Source organism: Syntrophobacter fumaroxidans MPOB, assembly GCF_000014965.1.
In the GTDB taxonomy this organism is placed as follows: domain Bacteria; phylum Desulfobacterota; class Syntrophobacteria; order Syntrophobacterales; family Syntrophobacteraceae; genus Syntrophobacter; species Syntrophobacter fumaroxidans.
The window spans coordinates 2091018-2108986 of the sequence record NC_008554.1; the positions used below are offsets into that span (position 1 = coordinate 2091018).

A 17969-nucleotide genomic window follows, 5' to 3' on the forward strand; every position below is an offset into this window, starting at 1 on the left:
ACGATTTATTGGTTGACAAACGGGAGACGTTTTCTGCATGCTTGGAGTCACCTGGAGGAATTTCTCCGGGGTCCGCCCCGGGAGGGTGCCTCCCCCCGGCCAGCCGGTAGAACCTTCAAGCATTTGAGCCATCGACCGGACCTGCTTCTTCGGTTTTAATGTCGCATCCCAATCCCGAAGCATCGCCATGACCCGTGCGAATTCCATTGAGCCGGATACGACCACATGCCAACGCAAGCATGGAAGTTGGAAACCATAAACAACGGAGAACGATGATGAACGATGTATCGACCCCGGACACTCACCAGAAAGATCAGGACGCGCGCGATCGCAACGAGATGAACCTGGTCGAGCTGAAAAGCAAGAACATCAGGGAACTGATGACGATTGCCAAGGCGCTGAACATAGAGGGAGCGAGTTCCATGCGCAAGCAGGAACTGATCTTCGCTCTGCTGCAGGCCCAGGCCGAGATGAGTGGATTGATCTACGGGGAAGGCGTGCTGGAAATCCTTCCGGACGGGTTCGGTTTCTTGAGGAGCCAGAACTACAACTACCTGCCCGGTCCCGACGACATCTATGTTTCGCCGTCCCAAATCCGACGTTTCAACCTGCGGACGGGCGACAGCGTTTCCGGGCAAATTCGCCCCCCCAAGGACAACGAACGCTATTTTGCCTTGCTCAAGGTGGAGGCCGTCAACTACGAGGATCCGGATGTCGCGCGGGACAAAATCCTCTTCGACAACCTCACCCCGCTTTACCCGGATCGCCGCGTCAGGCTGGAAAGCATCGCCGACAACCTGTCCACTCGGGTCATGGACCTGCTGACTCCCATCGGTTTCGGACAGCGCGGCCTGATTGTCGCGCAGCCGCGAACCGGTAAAACCATGCTGCTGCAAAACATCGCCAACGCCGTCACCGTCAATCACAAGGAAGCCTATCTCATCGTGCTGCTCATCGATGAGCGCCCTGAGGAAGTGACGGACATGCAGCGCAACGTGCGCGCCGAGGTGGTCAGTTCCACCTTCGACGAACCGCCCCAGCGACACGTGCAGGTGGCCGAAATGGTGAGCGAGAAGGCCAAGCGCCTGGTCGAACACAAGCGCGACGTGGTCATTCTGCTGGACAGCATCACGAGGCTGGCTCGCGCGTACAACAGCGTTGTCCCGCCGAGCGGGAAGATCCTTTCCGGAGGTCTCGATTCGAACGCGCTCCACCGGCCGAAACGCTTCTTCGGAGCGGCACGCAACGTGGAACAGGGAGGCAGCCTCACCATCATCGCCACGGCCCTCATCGACACCGGCAGCCGAATGGACGAAGTGATTTTCGAAGAATTCAAGGGCACCGGCAACATGGAGATCGTGCTCGACCGCAAGCTGGCCGACCGCCGCATCTTCCCGGCCATCGACATCAACAAGTCCGGGACCCGCAAGGAAGAGCTCCTGTTGCCTTCCGACGACCTGAACCGAATCTGGATCCTGCGCAAGCTCCTGTCCCCCCTGAACCCTATCGACGCCATGGAGTTTCTGCTGGACAAGATGCAGGGGACCAAGAACAACGCGGATTTTCTGGCTTCAATGAACCGCTGATGCCCCTGGGGAAAAGCATGACCTCATTCAGTCGGCCCGGCCCGGTCTCCCCGGGTCGGGAAGGCCGCACTCTTGCGCTCTGCTCCGGGTCCGTCATCCCGCGGGGAGGACCCGGAGTACGGCGGCGGTCCCGATGGGGCTTCCAATCGAGAGTGAGCACACGCCTTTTGACCTGCCGGGCAGTGCAACAATCTGCTTGAATAAATCCGCAATCAGATTATACTACATGGTTTGCAGAGTTCTGCAATTCCCTTAAGGAGGAAGATTCCCGATGAAGGAAGGCATACATCCGGTATACCATGAAACGGTGATTCGATGCGCATGCGGGGCGGAAATTCCCACGGGTTCCACAAAAAAGGAGATCCGGGTCGAAATCTGTTCCAAGTGCCATCCGTTCTACACCGGCAAACAGAAACTGGTCGATTCCGCGGGGCGAATCGAAAGATTCCGCCGCAAATACGAAAAGTTCCAAAAGAAGGAAACTCCGGAATCAACCGAATAACGTGTATCGCGACCGCTCGCGCCGCGCGGGACGGTCGATTTTCCGCTTCTCGAGGTCCACGGACTTCATCTCGCCAATTCGGCGCTCCACGCCGTGGATGGCCGGCCCTTTCCTGTGGGACGCCTTCCCGGATCGCTTGCCCTGTTCGGGCAAGGGGGGTCGATTGGCTTTTGTATTGGGACGGACCGATTTCATTCTGAGGTGCGTTCAAGATTATGCAATACCTGCCCGGCGGGAGGTGCCGCGGGCGGGATAAACCCCGCCCCTTGCCACGGACCGATGTGCCGGGCAGACATACAAGGGAAGGGCTTTACGCCCTCCCGCCCAATGCACTCATCTTGAACGCAACCCGGTATCAGACAACGGACACCGCGTCATTGTCGCAGGCCGTGATTATGTTCGACCGTTTGGAAAGTGTCGCTCAAAAGTTCCGCAAGCTCGAGGAAGACCTCAGTAATCCCGAACTGTTGGCAAATCAGAAAGAATACCAGAAGATCGCCAGGGAACATGCCGAGATCGCTCCGATTGTGGAAGCTTACGGACTTTACAAGGGCCTCCATCGACAACTCCTCGACAACCAGCAACTCCTCGAACAGGAAACCGACCCGGAGATGCGTGAGCTGTTCCGGCAGGAGATCGCCGAGCTGAAGAGGCAGATCGAGGACACCGAAAACGGTCTCAAGCTCATGCTTGCGCCCAGGGATCCCAATGACGACAAGAACGTGATTCTCGAGATCCGGGCTGGAACCGGCGGTGAAGAAGCGGCCCTGTTCGTTTCCGATTTGTTCCGGATGTATACCCGCTACGCCGAGTTGCGCCGCTGGAAGGTGGAAATACTCGACAGCCATCAGACAGGCATCGGAGGCCTCAAGGAAGTGATCGCCGCGGTCAACGGACAGGGCGCTTACAGCCGTCTGAAGTTCGAACGCGGGGTTCACCGGGTGCAGAGAGTCCCGGTCACCGAAAGCCAGGGTCGAATCCACACCTCCGCGGTCACGGTGGCGGTGCTGCCCGAAGCCGAAGAAGTGGACGTCTACATCGACCCCAACGATCTGCGGGTGGATGTGTTCCGCTCATCCGGCCCCGGGGGCCAGAGCGTCAACACGACGGACTCCGCGGTTCGTGTCACGCACATTCCCTCAGGCCTGGTGGTGATCTGCCAGGATGAGAAATCGCAGCACAAGAACAAGGCCAAGGCGCTCAAGGTGCTTCGAGCCCGCCTGCTCGATCAGATGCAGAGCGAACAGGAGGCCCGCATCGCCCGGGATCGCAAGAGTCAAGTGGGAACGGGGGACCGCAGCGAACGCATCCGCACTTACAACTTTCCGCAGAATCGTGTGTCCGACCACCGGATCAACCTTACCCTTTACAAGCTGGACATCATCCTGGGCGGGGCGCTGGATGAAATCATCGACCCGTTGAGCACTCATTTCCAGGCGGAAGCCCTCAGGCGTGAAGAGTGACGGCCGGTACGGCACGGGCGTCGGCATCGTCCAGGACTGCGGCATGATGGACGAAACCTGGACCATCCTGAAGGTGCTCCAATGGACCACGGGCTTTTTCAGCCGCAAGGGAATCGACCAGCCCAGGGCAAACGCCGAAGTGCTCCTGGCCCATGTGCTTGACACCGAACGCATTCAGCTCTACCTCCGCTATGACCAGCCCCTCGGCTCCGCCGAGCTCGCCCGGTACCGTGAAGCGATCAGGCGTCGAGCCTCCTGCGAGCCCACTCAATACATCACGGGGCGCCAGGAGTTCTGGTCCCTGGAATTGGAAGTCGGACCGGCGGTATTGATTCCCCGGCCGGAGACCGAAGTGCTCGTCGAAAAGGCGCTGGAGCTGCTGCCCGGCACGCGGGCACGGGTTTTGGACATCGGCACCGGGTCCGGCGCCATCGCCGTATCACTGGCTACGGAACGCAAAGACCTCACCGTCGTGGCCACCGACAGATCCCCCGGAGCGCTGGAGATTGCCAGGCGCAATGCCGTTCGGCACAAGGTGGAAGACCGGGTTTGGCTGGCGGCCATGGACCTGTTCAGCGCTTTCCTGCCGGCCGTCCCCGTTTTCGATCTTATCGTCGCCAACCCACCTTATATCGGCGACTTCGAATTCGCCGCGCTCCCTCGCGAGATCGCCGAACACGAGCCCGTGGAGGCCCTGCGCGGCGGAGTCGACGGACTCGACGTCATCCGGAAAATCCTGGCCGAAGCCCCCTTTTTTCTCAAACCCGGAGGGTCCCTGCTCATCGAAATCGGCAAGGGACAGGACGAAATGCTTCCCCTGGTGCCCGATAATTCTCGCATTGACACCTGCGGCTTTATCAGGGATTATTCTGGCGTTTTGAGAGTGATGCACTGTAGAGCGAACGGGTGAGATATGGATAAACTCGTGATCGAGGGCGGCGTCCCCCTGCGGGGAGAGGTCTCCATCAGCGGAGCCAAGAACGCCGCCCTCCCCCTCATGGCGGCTTCCCTTCTGGCGTGCGGCAAGCATTCCTTCACCAACGTCCCTCGGCTCAGAGACATTCACACCATGTGCAATCTCCTCGGACACATGGGGGCGTCGAGCGAGCACGGCGCGACGCTGAACATTGATTCCGGCAACATTCGTGCGCTGGAGGCGCCTTATCGCCTGGTCAAGACCATGCGCGCTTCCGTTTTGGTTCTTGGACCCATGCTGGCCCGCCACGGCTTCGCCCGAGTGTCCCTTCCCGGCGGGTGTGCCATCGGAGCCCGCCCCATCAACCTTCACCTCAGCGGCCTGCAAGAGATGGGGGCGGACATCGAACTGGAGCACGGTTATGTCGTCGCCAGGGCGGACCGGCTCCGGGGCGCGACCATCATCTTCGATCTCGTGACCGTGACCGGAACCGAGAATCTCATGATGGCGGCAACGCTCGCTCGAGGCCGGACCATTCTGAAGAATACGGCCCGCGAGCCGGAAGTCGTGGCTCTGGCGGACTATCTGCGAAAAATGGGAGCAAGAATTGAAGGCGACGGGTCTTCCGAGATCGTTGTTGACGGGGTGGAAGAGCTCACCCCCTCGACATTCAGAGTGATTCCGGATCGCATCGAAGCCGGGACCTATATCGCGGCGGCGGGGATTACGGGCGGGTGTTTGCGGCTGACCAACTGTGAACCGGCGCATCTCGAAGCCGTCATTCAGAAGCTGCGGGCCGCCGGCCTGACCATCGAAACCGGCGAGGGCATCGTGGACGTTCAGAGCAACGGTCCGATCCGGAGCGTGGACATCAAGACATGGCCCTATCCGGCTTTTCCCACCGACATGCAGGCCCAGTTCATGTCGCTCATGACTCTGGGAAACGGTGTCAGCCTGATCACGGAGCAAATCTTCGAGAACAGGTTCATGCATGTCCTGGAGCTCAAGAGGCTGGGAGCCGACATCGAACTGGACGGCAGAAACGCGCGGGTGTGCGGAGTCTCCCACCTGTCGGGCGCCCCGGTGATGGCCACCGACCTGCGCGCTTCCGCGTCGCTGGTGCTTGCGGCGCTGGCGGCGACGGGCGTCACGGAAATCACGCGAATCTATCACCTGGAGCGGGGATACGAGGACATGGACGGCAAGCTCTCCGCGGTGGGAGCCAGGATCCGGCGTCAGGTCAACGGGAGCTGAAGGTTCCCGTTCATGGCGCAAGACACCGGATGTCCGGTGAAATCCCCCCCTTCGCGCGAACCGCCGCGACCGAGCGGGCACGACGAACCGTGCGGATAGGCCGTGCGGTCACGCGCGCGCACGCGGTGACGGAATACCCTCTGCATTGAGGCAGGCGCCATGCAGCGTTCCCGTGATTCACGATCCCGGGTGTGCATCGACCGATGAGCCGTGAGCCGGTCCGCCCGACCCGCCCCCTGTTGTGGCTCACGGTGTTCTTTGCGCTGGGCATCGCCGCGGAGCGTGTCTGCCCCCTTTCGTTGCCCTCGGCGTTCATTATCGGTTTCCCCGCCTTGCTTCTCCTCTGTCTTGCCTTTCTCTGTTCGAAATCCCGGGAGCGCTCACGCGCATCGGTGCCGGTCTCCCTGGTGTTGTTTCTTGCCCTGGGTTTCGCCCTCGCGCGCGTCGCCGCCCCCCTTGTCCCCTGTCCGCCGGGATTGGAGCGGGTACTGGATCGTCCCCATACGTTGTTCATCGCCGACATTGCATCGCCTCCCGATTTTTTCCCGGACAAGATCCGGCTCACCCTGAGGCTGCGCTCGGCCTTGCTCGATGATGAAAACGTTCCGCTCGACGCAGGAGTGCTCCTCTCCGTGGCTCGAACCGGCGTGGAACGCGCGGCATGGGTCCCGGGCGATCGCGTGCTGGCGCGCCTCACGCTCAGGCGCTTTCACAATTTCAACAATCCCGGCGGGTATGACTATGTCATGAGGCAGGCGGAGCGCGGAATCCACGCGCGGGCCGGGTCCCCTGACGATCGTTTCCTGGTTCGGCTTGCGCCCGGGAACGGGCTCCCGGGCTGCTCCGTCTTCCGGGCGGTAAGAAGCACGGTGGACCGGTTCAGGCAGGAAAGCCTGTTCTGGCTTCGCAAGCACTTCGATCCCGACACGGCCGCGTTCTATGCGGCCCTGCTGCTCGGTTACCAGCAGTTGATTTCCGCTGATTGGAAAGAAGATTTGAACCGGGTGGGGATCACTCACCTCCTTTCGATTTCGGGAATGCATCTCGGTCTGGTCAGCATGTTCACCTTCTGGATTTGCCGGAAGTTTATCCGGCGTCTTTGCCCCGCCGCGCTTCACCGTCTGAGCGACAAACAACTCGCCCTCTGGCCCGCCCTGGCGGCGGCTTTGCTTTACGCTTTCCTCGCGGGATTCGGCGTGCCCCCGATCTGGCGCTCCCTCTTGATGCTCACACTCGGTCTGTGGGCCTCCTTTTGCTACCGGCATGCGGATTCTCTCACCATCCTGGCCGCGACGGCACTGATCATCCTGGTCATCGACCCCGCCGTTCTCTGGCAGGTTTCCTTCCAACTCACCTATGCGTGCATGGTGGCGCTGTTTGTCATCTACCCGAGACTGCAGCGCTGCCGGCTGGCCGCGATCCACCCCGTGTTCGGCGGCGACCGCATGGCCGGAAAGATCACACGACCCTTCGAGGAGGCCTTCCACGTTTCGGTGGCGGTCAACATCCTGGTTCTCCCGCTCACGGTCTTTTACTTCCAGGGTTTTTCCCTGGCCGGATTCATTGCCAACATCATCCTGGTGCCCCTGGTCGGGTTCCTGGTGCTCCCGTCCGGCCTGCTCGGGCTGGGACTGCTGGCGTTCAACGAATCCCTCGCCGCGCTCCTGCTGCAATTCGGGGCCTGGTGGGTGACCCTGGCGCATCACCTCATCCGATGGTTCAGCGACCTTTCCTGGGCGTACTTCCATGTGGGCCCTTTTTCGTTGCTCGGCATGGCCGCGTGTTACCTGGCACTGTTCGTTCTGCTGAGCCCGTGGCACCGGAAGCGGAAGGGCGCCGCGTTGTGCGCCCTCGCGCTTTTTATGGCGGCGGATTCCGCCGTTGCCCATTGGCGTACCGCCGAGGATCAGCGGGATCATCTGCTGGTGGATTTCATCGATGTGGGACAGGGCACCTCCACCCTGGTTCGATTTCCCGACGGTGCAGCCATGCTCGTCGACGGTGGCGGTTTCTTCGACGATTCCTACGACATCGGCCGCGCGGTGGTGGCCCCCTTCCTGTGGCGGAGCGGCATCCGCAGACTGGACTACGTGGTGCTGTCCCACGATCATCCGGACCATCGCAACGGGCTTCGCTTCGTCATGCAGCGGTTCGAGGTGGGCTGTCTGTGGACCGGCGCCCTCGCGTGCCGGCCGGGCGACCGGGAATCCATCGAGACGATCGCCGCGTTGCGCGGCATCCCCGTCCGGCTCACGCACGAAATCCCCGGGGAATGCGCCATCGGGCGCTGCCGCGTCAAGCTCCTTCACCCCAGTCAAAAATATCTTGAAACTGAGTGGAATGGGGATATAAACAATGCTTCGCTCGTATTGAAGATCGACTATGGCGAAACGGGAGTCATTTTGCCCGGAGACATCGGTCAGTCGGTGGAACGGGTGATTTTCGGGACCGGCACCGCCTGGGGGAACGTGGTACTGGGATCTCCGCACCACGGCAGCGACCGTTCGAACAGTCCCTTCATGGTGGAACGATTGAAACCTCGGGCGGTCGTCGTTTCGTGCGGGGCCGACAACCGGTTCGGATTTCCCTCCCCCGCGGTTCTCGAGACGTACCGGAAGCACGGAGTGGCCGTCTACCGGACCGACCGGCACGGCGCGGTGCATGCGGTTTCGGACGGAACCCGCTGGGAATTCTCGACGTTCATGGGCAGTTCCGGAGGATCGTCGCTCTCCGGCGGATACTGAACGAAGCGCAAGCATCACCGTCCGGCACAACAGACGGAATTGTCCGGCGACCAAGCCGGGAGAAATGACGATTCAGCGCCTTGCACCCTTTATCGGAGGCTCGGATGCGCACTTATTTCTTCGGGGATATTCACGGGAACGGCTACGCCCTCGAGGCCGTGCTGCAACACATGGACAAGCAGAAAACGGACGCCCTATTCTGCCTGGGGGACCTGGTCGGCTGGCTTCCGTTCGGCGATCGCACCCTGCAGCGGATGCGCTCCCTCGGCATCTCCACGGTGGCGGGAAATCATGACTTGCTCGTGTGCGGCCTGTTCGTCGATCATCCTCACCAGGTAGACCGCATGCAGGCCACCGCATACAACGCGGGGCTGCTTTCCTCCATTCCGCAGGCCCTGGATTACCTCTCGAACCTGCCGTTGATCTTCGAGCGCCCGGAATTCGTGGTGACCCATCACAGCCCCTTCCACCTGCCCGCCGCCGAAGAGCTGCCCACCATCGATTGCTTCAACTATCTGGACGAATTCGCGCTGACGGAATGCCTGTCGGCTTGGCACGAGTACCCGCACCGGCTCATTTTCAGCGGACACGATCATGTTCCCGCGGTATTCGAGCTTCCCGACACAGCCGAGCGACCCCGGTTCGAAGACATCCGGACCTACAGCCCCGCGCCCGACGCGGACCTGGTTCTCCACCTGCAGCCCGGTTCGAAATATTGGATCAAGGCGGGGAGCGTCGGAGGCCCCTATCGCGATGGCGTCCCCATCGCCAACTCGGTGCTCTACGACAACGAATCGGACACGCTGACCCTTTTTCGCGTTCCCTTCCCCACCGGCCAACTCATCGAAGACATGCTCGCCCTTCGCTTCTGCCACATCGTGCCCACGTTGCGAAAATATATGGAACTGCTCGAAAGCCGCTCATAGCACGTCTTGATACAATCTGCGTTCAATATTTTGAAACACGGGACCAACGGAAGGCGATGCGGGCGGGGATAATCCCGCCCTTTGCTACGGACCGATCTGCCGGCCAGACGTGGTGGGGGATGAACGCCCCCCCGGTTCATAACCGTTGAACGCAACCCTGGTTTATACCCTCCGGGCTACCGCGCTCGTGATGTCCCGGCAAGCTCCTTCACTACATCGGCCGTGCTCTTGAACTCGTGATCGAACCAGGTCTTCAGGTAGGTGTTGTCGGCCACCAGTTCCGGCGGGTCGCCCGGGCGGATGGGTTTTTCCACCACGTTCAGTTCGGCCTTCACGTTCCGACGCACGATTTCCAGCAGTTCGCGCACGGAAGTCCCGCGGCCCCTGCCGACGTTGGAGATCAGCCGGTCCCGTGCTCTTAAGACATCCAGCGCCTTGACGTGCGCCGCCGCAAGGTCCATGACGTAGACGTAGTCCCGAACCGCGGTGCCGTCGGGTGTCGGATGGTTCGTGCCGTACAGTGAAAACTCCGCGCCGGACAGACCGGCCTTCATCAGGTTCGGCAGAACGTGCGTTTCCGGTTCGTGCCGCTCGTAGACCTCCCCTTCGGGATCGCCTCCGATGACGTTGAAATAGCGCAGAGCGGCGAAACGGATGCCCGCCACCGGGGCCACCGTGGAAATCACCTGTTCGCACATCAGCTTGGACAGGCCGTAGGGATTGGTCGGCTCCTGGGGATGGTTTTCCTTGATGGTCGGGGTTCGCGCGTTGCCGTAGGTGGCGCAAGAGCTCGAGAACACCAGGGTCTTCGTCCCGGCCCGTTTCATGGCCTTCAGGAGGGCCACGGTTCCGCCGACGTTGTTGTCGAAGTACTCTTCGGGAAGCCGGGTGGACTCCTCCACGTAGGCTTTCGCCGCAAAATGAATCACGGCATCCACCTTGAAGACTTCGAGTGCCCGGGCAAGCGCTTCCTCGTTGCGGATGTCACCGAATACGAACGGACCGAACCTGACCAGTTCGGCCCAGCCGTTGGAGAGATTGTCGAACGCGATGGGCGTGTGCCCCGCCTTTCTCAAAAGCTTCGAAGTGTGGGAGCCGATGTATCCCGCCCCACCGGTGACCAGTATGTTCACGAGCGCCTCCTGATTATCGCTGGAAAATCGGTCCCGATTCCCTTAATATTTCCGAGGAAAGCTTCACGGCTTCAAATGCCATGCCTTTCTATCACATTTGCAGGGCATTTTGGAACGAAGATGGAAACGCAGTTTGCCGCGGAGTGCATTTTTCACTGCGGCACCCCCGGCCGTGCTTCGCTGCCGTGACCATTTTCAAGACCGGATACCGGTTCCGGGCGATGATCGCCGTCTCTTCCGGATTGTCGGACCGGTCGCAACCGAACCCTTCTTCAGAAGCCCCGTGCGGGCGGTCCCGTTTGGGAACCGGCACGCCCGCGGCTTCTCCGGAACCGCAGACATGTCCGACCAGTTCATATCCGTTTGTACGCTGGAGGATCGCTTCGAAGGCGATATCCTGATGGACGCCCTGTCCCAGGAAAGCATACCGGCTATTCTCCGTCCCTTCCAGGAGACTCCCTACTCCGCTCTTTTCGTACCTCAAAAGGGCTGGGGGCTGATCCTCGTGCCGGAGAATATGGCGCCCAGAGCTCGTGAGGTCATCGACGAAGTGCTCCGGGAGGTGCGTTCCGCCCCCGTCTACTCGGACCCCTCCGATGTCGACCCGCTCCTGTGGGAGCGGCTCCGCGAAGCGGATCCCGAAACCGTCTGCCATAACGCTCTGGTGGAGTATGAAGACGAACATCGCGCTTACGTGGTGCCTTTCCTCAATGCCGAACTCCTGATCACCCCCGGGGAAGAGACCACCGAAGTCCTGGATTCACCGCCTTATCCCAGGGTCGATTTCGAGCTGAACCTGTCGTTGCTCCACTATCTCCTGGAAGCCGAAAACGTCGCTCTCACCCGGAAATGGATCGGCGAAAAGGACATTCCTTCGGGCGAGGCGTTCTTCCGCGGGTTGCATCGCCTCCCTGTCGACAGCCTCATCGAATTGTTCGGACCCGATGCCAGGCTGTTTCGAGCGACCGCCGAACTGCTCGGCGGCACTCCCGTCGATCTGGGAGACGCCGCTTATGAATTCCAGGTGCTCCCGAGGGTGCCCCTGCTGGTCGTCCTGTGGGAGGGGGACGAGGAGTTCGAGCCCGCCCTGCACATTCTTTTCGACGAAACCGTGAGCACCCAGTTCAAGGCGCTCGACACGCTCTGGGCTTTTACGGGAGTCTTTTGCAGGACGCTTGCGGCGGCGGCTCGGGATTTGCTCCCGGGGGAAGAGCGGTGAGGACGGTATCCCGAATCATATCGCTTGCGCCGACTCAAACCGAAATCGTCGCGGCGCTCGACCGGCTGGGCAACCTTATCGGCGTCACCGAGAACTGCGACTTTCCGGATGGCGTGGAACACATTCCCAGGTTCGGCTCATGGTACGCCCCCGACCTTCGCCGGGTCATCGCCGCCGCACCCGACCTCGTGTGCACCTTCGGAAGTCACCACGAGGAAGTGCGGGACACGCTGCTCGAAGCAGGCATCAGCGTGGTCCACGGCGATCCGAAATCGGTGCGGGAATCCCTGGAGGCTATCCTCGAACTGGCGGAAATCCTCGATTGTCAGGATGTGGGGGCAACACTGGTGGAAGGGCTCCAAGAGCGGCTGGAGCGCGTGGACCGCTTCGTCCACGACACCGGCCCCGCACTGAGGCCGATGGTGTTCCGCATCATGCACTGGAAACCGCTCATCACGGTCGGCTCAGGTTCCTTTCAGCACGATGCCGTCGAGCGGGCCGGCGGCCGCAACCTCATGGGAGACGGTCCGGCCCCTTACTACGTCTGCGATCCCACTGCGGTGCGTTCGAGAAACCCCGAGGTCATCTTCTTTTGCGAACCGTTCATCAAGCCCCTCCTGGAGAAGGATCCGCTGTGGCGGGAAATCCGGGCCGTCCGCAACGGCCGGGTCCACGTGTACGACTGCGGCCTGACCTGCCGGTCCGGCCCGCGGATCGTGGACATGGTGGAACGGCTGTGCGAGGCACTGTATCCGGGTTGCGCACTGTGAGTCGATGCGGGGCCCGCAACACCTCATATAATTTTGCGTACAAGATGAGTGCATTGCGGGAGGGCATAAAGCCCTCCCCTGGTCTGAAGGGCACATCGGTCTGTACAAGGGGCGCGGTTTATCCCCCGCGTTACCTCCCGACGGGCAGGTGTTGTGTCATCTTGAACGCACCTCGGGTTCAGGCACAATTCGGCTTGGGGGGCCCGCCTCCGAACGCGCCGCGATATCGCCCCCCGGCCTTGCGTGGAAAACATAGCCGGACGCATTCGGCAAATTGTCCCCGCAGGGCCTATTCCCATCGTCGGAGGAGCCGCCCGGGAAATGACCGTTCGAGCGCGAGAGGAAGCCATTCGATCGCTCGATGCGTCAAGGCGAGCAACGCTCGATTCCCATCGTCGGCAACAGGGCCAAAATGAAGGGGTTCGCCCGCTCGAAAAGCGGGTGAACCCCTGTTTTCATCTCACATCAAAACGAGAGAGCTTCGACTACTTGGGAAGGTCGGAGAGCGAAATGCCCAGGGCGTCGGCCACTCCCTTGCCATATGCGGGATCCGCTTTCAGGCAGTTGCCGATGTGGCGCATCTGGATCTCCACGGGAGCGTCCTTGATGGCCCGGGCGGTGTTGGCAAAAAGCAGCGCCTGTTTTTCGGGGCCGATGAGGCGGAACAACAGGCCGGGCTGGGTGTAGTAATCATCGTCGTCTTCACGGAAATTCCAGTGGTCCGCGGGACCATCCAGCGCAAGGGGCGGCTCGGCGAATTCCGGCTGCTCCTGCCATTCACCGAAGCTGTTGGGCTCATAGCCGAGGGTGCTGCCGTAATTGCCGTCAACCCGCATCGAGCCGTCGCGGTGGTAACTGTGATAGGGACACCGGGGAGCGTTGACCGGGATCTGGTGATGGTTGACGCCGAGCCGGTAGCGCTGGGCATCGCCGTATGAAAACAGTCGTCCCTGCAGCATCTTGTCGGGCGAGAAGCCTATCCCGGGCACGACGTTGGCCGGGTTGAAGGCGGATTGCTCAACCTCGGCAAAGTAGTTTTCGGGGTTGCGGTTCAGTTCCAGGACGCCGACTTCGATCAACGGGTAGTCCTTCTTCAGCCAGACCTTGGTGAGATCGAAGGGGTGAAAACGGTACTTGGCGGCATCCTTTTCCGGCATCACCTGGATGAACAGCGTCCAACGGGGGAAATCGCCCTTCTCGATGCTCTCGTAGAGATCGCGCTGGTGGCTTTCCCTGCATTTGCCGATCGCCGCCTCCGCCTCCTCGTCGGTGAGGTTCCGGATCCCCTGCTGGGTGCGGAAATGGAACTTGACCCAACAGCGTTCGTTCTTGGCGTTGATCATGCTGAACGTGTGGCTGCCGAAACCGTGCATGTGGCGATAGGTGGCCGGGATGCCCCGGTCGCTCATGACGATGGTGACCTGGTGCAGCGCTTCGGGCAGAGAGCTCCAGAAATCCCAGTTGTTGAGGGCGCTGCGCAGGTTGGTGCGAGGATCCCTCTTGACGGCATGGTTCAGGTCCGGGAACTTCAGGGGGTCGCGCAGGAAGAAGACGGGCGTATTGTTGCCCACGAGGTCCCAGTTCCCTTCCTCGGTGTAAAACTTGACCGCAAAGCCCCGGATGTCCCGCTCGGCGTCGGCGGCCCCACGCTCGCCCGCTACCGTGGAGAAACGCACGAAAAGGTCCGTCTTCTTGCCGATGGAGGAGAAAATCCTGGCCCTGGTATACTTGGTGATATCGTGAGTGACGGTGAAGGTGCCGTAAGCGCCGGATCCCTTGGCATGCATCCGGCGCTCGGGAATCACCTCCCGATCGAAATGGGCCAGCTTCTCCAGGTACCAGACATCCTGCAGCAATACGGGGCCCCGGCGTCCCGCGGTCATGGTATTTTGATTGTCAACGACGGGAGCACCGTTTCTGGTGGTGAGTTTCTTCTTCTCGCTCATCATTCATCTCCTTGGTCTGCATGGTTGTGGTTGAATGGAATGCTTTGGAGACGCGGTCAAATGGCACGTTCCGCCCGATCGCTCTTGTTCCGTCATTTTCGCGACGGCGGCTCAAAGTCAAACGAAGCGCACGGCCACACACCGGTGACAGGCCCACCTGCCGAAAAGCCGTCTGCAAATACGTCCTCCATGTACCGCACCCCTTTGTCCCCGAGGGGGTGCTTCGACACATCACGGAGAGACTCGTCGGTTATCCTGAAATGCCGACAGGGGATGCATACTGGCCACAGATGTGTTTATTGATAACCATTCTCTGCAAACAAGCAACGGGAAGACGTCTAGGATTCGCCCTGACATTTTGGACATATTCCGTAAAAATCAAGGCGATGGCTCAAGATCCTGTACCCCGTTCCTGAAGCCAGTTCCCGGGTGATATGGGCGAGACTGCCCAATTCGGGATCGACGATGCTTCGGCATTTCACGCAGATGCAGTGGGGGTGAGGGCTCGGATTGTGTCCGTCATACCGGTTTTGATCGCTGCTGAATTCCAGCTCCAGCACTTCTCCCAGTTCCTTCATCACCGACACGGTCTTGTAGACGGTGGCCAGGCTTGTGGTGGGGAAATTGACCCGGACCCTCTCGTAAATCTCCTCGACGGTCGGGTGCACATTGCTTTCCGCCAATATCCGGATTATGGCGAGCCGCTGGGGTGTGATCCGGCATCCCTTTTGCTTGAGCCTTTTGATGACCAGGTCCACTCGATCCTGATGTGCACCCATACCTCACACTCCTTTCTGCAGAGTGGCACGTTAAGGAGAAGTATTATCTAAACAGACAGCAATGTCAATAGGAAATATTCTTATAAAATAATTCTACTCGAGACCCTCGGCGCACGGAGGATTCCACGGGGAAAGGAAGCGGCGGTGATGAGGGCCGCACCGGGAAACCGCAATCGTCGCGCGCGTCCTCATTGAACGGCGAACGTGAGTCTCCGGGAAACGCTTCCGAGTAGGGCGGACAAGCTCGGTGAGCTCTTCGGACAAAAAGGGGGGCGGCTGCCCCCCCGATTCGTCTTCAAGCCGGTGGATTCAAACGCGTCATGCCGGCGGCGCCGGGATCGATCCGTCGTCAAAGCGGTTTGTTCGCACTATTCCAGCGGATCGTTTTCCACCAGGTCCCAAATGCCGCACGGACACGAACCGGCGCAGAATCCGCAGCCGATGCAGCGGTCGGGGTCGACCACCATTTCGAAGCCGAAGGGATTGTCCTTTTCCTGTCTGGAAATGGCGGTCTGAGGGCACATGGTGACACAGATGCCGCAGTCGCGGCACGCACCGCAGGAGGAGCATTGGGACGCGCACTGCTCGATGCCGTCGAATTTGAGCATGCGCGGGTCGAAGTATTCCAGCCTGATGCGGTTGTAGTCGATCATCTTCCGAGCGTCGCCGCGCGGTCTTTTTCCTTCGAGGATATCGGAGATGGCCTGGGCCGCCTTGCGGCCGGCCCCGATGGCATCGGTCAGGAGTCCCAGCTTCACGGCATCGCCGATGGCGAAGACCTGCGGATCCGTCGTCTGGTAGGATTCGTCCACCTTCACGAAGCCCCGTTCCACGGCTACGGTCTCCGGCAGAAAATCAAGGTCGGGCATGTCGCCGACGGAAATGATCACGGTGTCGGCGGGGATAACCTCCCCGGAGGTCAGCTCGAGGCCTTCTTCAGTCACGGCCTTGCTGAAGCACGGCCAGCGGAAACTGGCGCCGGCCTCTTCGGCCGCCTTGCGCTCCTTCCCGAAGGAAAGCGGCTCCTGGATATCCACCAGGGTGACTTCTTCGGCGCCCAGGCGAAACGCCTCGGTTGCCGCATCGCAGCCGACGTTGCCGGCGCCGACGATCACGACGCGGCGACCGACCTGGATCCGGCCGCTCTTGCTTTGCAGCAGGAAATCGAGCGCCGGGATCATCCGCTCCTTGCCCGGAATGGGGATCACCCGGGGCTTGTTCGCGCCCACGGCAACCACCACGAAGTCGTTGTCGGCCTTGAGCTGTTCGACATCGCCGCGATCGAGCTTCTGCTGCAGATGCACATGAGGAATGGCTTCCCGGATGCGTTCCACCTCTGCGTCGATGACGTCTCCCGGAATGCGGGAGGAGGGGATGAGCGCGGAGATCTTGCCGCCGAGGGCGCCTCGCGTATCGTAGATCACGGTCTCATGGCCCTTGCGGCGCAGTTGCCAGGCGACCGAGATACCCGCCGGTCCGCCGCCGATGACCGCCACGCGTTTCCCGGAAAGCGGGGGCAGCTCGGGCAGCCTGGCCTTTATGCTCGCCTTGCCCAGTTGGCTGACGTCGACGGGAGCCATGTTGATCGTCCCGCGCGTGCAGCCCTGCATGCACAGGTTCGGACACAGGTACCCGCAGACCGAAGCCGGGAAAGGCGTATAGGACAGCGCGAGATCGACGGCCTCGTCGATTCGGCCGGCCCGGATGAGGCGCCACCGCTCGTGCACGGGCATCCCCGTGGGACAGCTCGCCTCACAGGGGGCGGCGTACTTCCGGTTTTCCCAGACGGGCACGTACCGGCGCAAGTGTCCCGTGGTGATGATGGAAATCGGACCGCGGTCCAGGTCCGTGAGATCCCCGATCAGACCGCCCCTGCCGAGTTCCTCGTCCCAGATTTCACGGCGGAAGGCGGCCATGGAACGGGCCGGTTTGGCGTACTTTTCCTGCGGCCCCCGAGCGATCAGCGATTGCCACTGCTCCCGGTCCTCCAGTTGATCGAGCAGTTCGAGACGATTGATGGCCCGCAAATAGGTTTTGAGGTTCCCGGACAACCAGGACCAGTCTTCATCGGAAAGAGGCATGAGCCGGGCATCGGCGCGACTGTACCCCTTGTGAGGCCCGCGGAAGTAAATCCTGCCGCCCACCATGCCGACGCAAGGCCGATAGCCGAGCACGTTTTCGGGATTCTGCGGCTCGTATCCGCAGACCACCGCAATGCCTCCGGCCATGAATTCCGCAAAGTAATCGCCCACGGAACCGAGCACCCACAGCTCCGGAGGCTCAAAGCGCGGGTTGCGCTTGGTCATTGTCATCCCGCGGGCGCCCGTGTTGCCCGCCACGTAAATCTTGCCCTGCGCCATGGCGTTGCCGATCCCGTTGGCCGCATTGCCGTGAATGGTGATCTCGGCGCCCCCGTTCAACCAGCCGACATCGTCCGATCCCGGCCCGAAGACTTCGATGCGCGTGTTCGGAAACCCCATGGAACCCACACGTTGACCGACGGAACCGGTGATCTTGACATAGACGGGATCTTCACCGGCCCTCCACAAGCGTCCCCCCAGGCCGTGCTGGCCGTAGGCTTCGATTTCCAGATACCGGCAGCCGCTTTCGACCGCCTTCTGAATCCGTTCCTCCAGGATGCGCGATTCCAGGCGGTGGCCGTTCTCCACACCGGGTATCCGAATGTATGGCTGATTGCTCATCTGCATTTCTCCATATTGACCGGCCGCCC

Annotated in this window: 13 protein-coding genes; 9 read left to right on the forward strand and 4 right to left on the reverse strand. The window is 61.1% G+C overall.

Annotated elements, in window-relative coordinates:
* Positions 1-338: 338 nt before the first annotated feature.
* The 7 genes from rho to SFUM_RS08870 all read left to right on the forward strand — a co-directional run bounded on the left by rho (position 339) and on the right by SFUM_RS08870 (position 9391).
* The gene (gene rho / locus SFUM_RS08840) at positions 339-1586 is read left to right on the forward strand and encodes a transcription termination factor Rho (protein WP_041442153.1); all 1248 of its coding nucleotides are present in this window, start codon (positions 339-341) and stop codon (positions 1584-1586) included.
* 271 nt (positions 1587-1857) lie between these two features.
* Entirely contained in the window at positions 1858-2088 is a 231-nt protein-coding gene (gene rpmE / locus SFUM_RS08845; protein ID WP_011698569.1) for a 50S ribosomal protein L31, read from the forward strand.
* 395 nt (positions 2089-2483) lie between these two features.
* Positions 2484-3551 (forward strand): peptide chain release factor 1, encoded by a 1068-nt coding sequence (prfA, locus tag SFUM_RS08850; RefSeq protein ID WP_011698570.1) that lies wholly within the window; start codon positions 2484-2486, stop codon positions 3549-3551.
* Positions 3541-4461, forward strand: a complete 921-nt coding sequence (gene prmC / locus SFUM_RS08855) for a peptide chain release factor N(5)-glutamine methyltransferase (RefSeq protein ID WP_208597129.1) — start codon at positions 3541-3543, stop codon at positions 4459-4461. Before prfA ends, prmC begins: the two co-directional genes overlap by 11 nt.
* A 3-nt stretch (positions 4462-4464) precedes the next feature.
* Complete coding sequence (murA, locus tag SFUM_RS08860; RefSeq protein ID WP_011698572.1) at positions 4465-5721, forward strand: UDP-N-acetylglucosamine 1-carboxyvinyltransferase; 1257 nt, start codon at positions 4465-4467, stop codon at positions 5719-5721.
* A gap of 203 nt (positions 5722-5924) precedes the next feature.
* Positions 5925-8465, forward strand: a complete 2541-nt coding sequence (locus SFUM_RS08865) for a DNA internalization-related competence protein ComEC/Rec2 (protein ID WP_011698573.1) — start codon at positions 5925-5927, stop codon at positions 8463-8465.
* A gap of 104 nt (positions 8466-8569) precedes the next feature.
* Positions 8570-9391 carry a metallophosphoesterase family protein gene (locus tag SFUM_RS08870; RefSeq protein ID WP_011698574.1) on the forward strand — a complete coding sequence of 274 codons (822 nt, stop codon included), beginning with the start codon at positions 8570-8572 and terminating at the stop codon, positions 9389-9391.
* Between the two features lie 176 nt (positions 9392-9567).
* Here the strand turns inward: SFUM_RS08870 and galE are convergent, their stop codons facing one another.
* Positions 9568-10524, reverse strand: a complete 957-nt coding sequence (gene galE / locus SFUM_RS08875) for a UDP-glucose 4-epimerase GalE (protein WP_011698575.1) — start codon at positions 10522-10524, stop codon at positions 9568-9570.
* A gap of 340 nt (positions 10525-10864) precedes the next feature.
* On the opposite strand from galE, the gene SFUM_RS21665 reads away from it, so the two are divergent.
* Positions 10865-11743 (forward strand): DUF3786 domain-containing protein, encoded by an 879-nt coding sequence (locus SFUM_RS21665; protein ID WP_049766334.1) that lies wholly within the window; start codon positions 10865-10867, stop codon positions 11741-11743.
* The gene (locus tag SFUM_RS08890; protein WP_011698577.1) at positions 11740-12513 is read left to right on the forward strand and encodes an ABC transporter substrate-binding protein; all 774 of its coding nucleotides are present in this window, start codon (positions 11740-11742) and stop codon (positions 12511-12513) included. Before SFUM_RS21665 ends, SFUM_RS08890 begins: the two co-directional genes overlap by 4 nt.
* Before the next feature lie 485 nt (positions 12514-12998).
* On the opposite strand, the gene SFUM_RS08895 is transcribed toward SFUM_RS08890, so the two are convergent.
* The 3 genes from SFUM_RS08895 to SFUM_RS08905 all read right to left on the reverse strand — a co-directional run bounded on the left by SFUM_RS08895 (position 12999) and on the right by SFUM_RS08905 (position 17940).
* Positions 12999-14459, reverse strand: coding sequence for a catalase (locus SFUM_RS08895; RefSeq protein ID WP_208597213.1), 1461 nt, complete (start codon positions 14457-14459; stop codon positions 12999-13001).
* A 338-nt stretch (positions 14460-14797) separates the two neighbouring features.
* Entirely contained in the window at positions 14798-15238 is a 441-nt protein-coding gene (locus SFUM_RS08900) for a Fur family transcriptional regulator (RefSeq protein WP_011698579.1), read from the reverse strand.
* A gap of 368 nt (positions 15239-15606) precedes the next feature.
* The gene (locus SFUM_RS08905; protein ID WP_011698580.1) at positions 15607-17940 is read right to left on the reverse strand and encodes an FAD-dependent oxidoreductase; all 2334 of its coding nucleotides are present in this window, start codon (positions 17938-17940) and stop codon (positions 15607-15609) included.
* Positions 17941-17969: the final 29 nt, after the last annotated feature.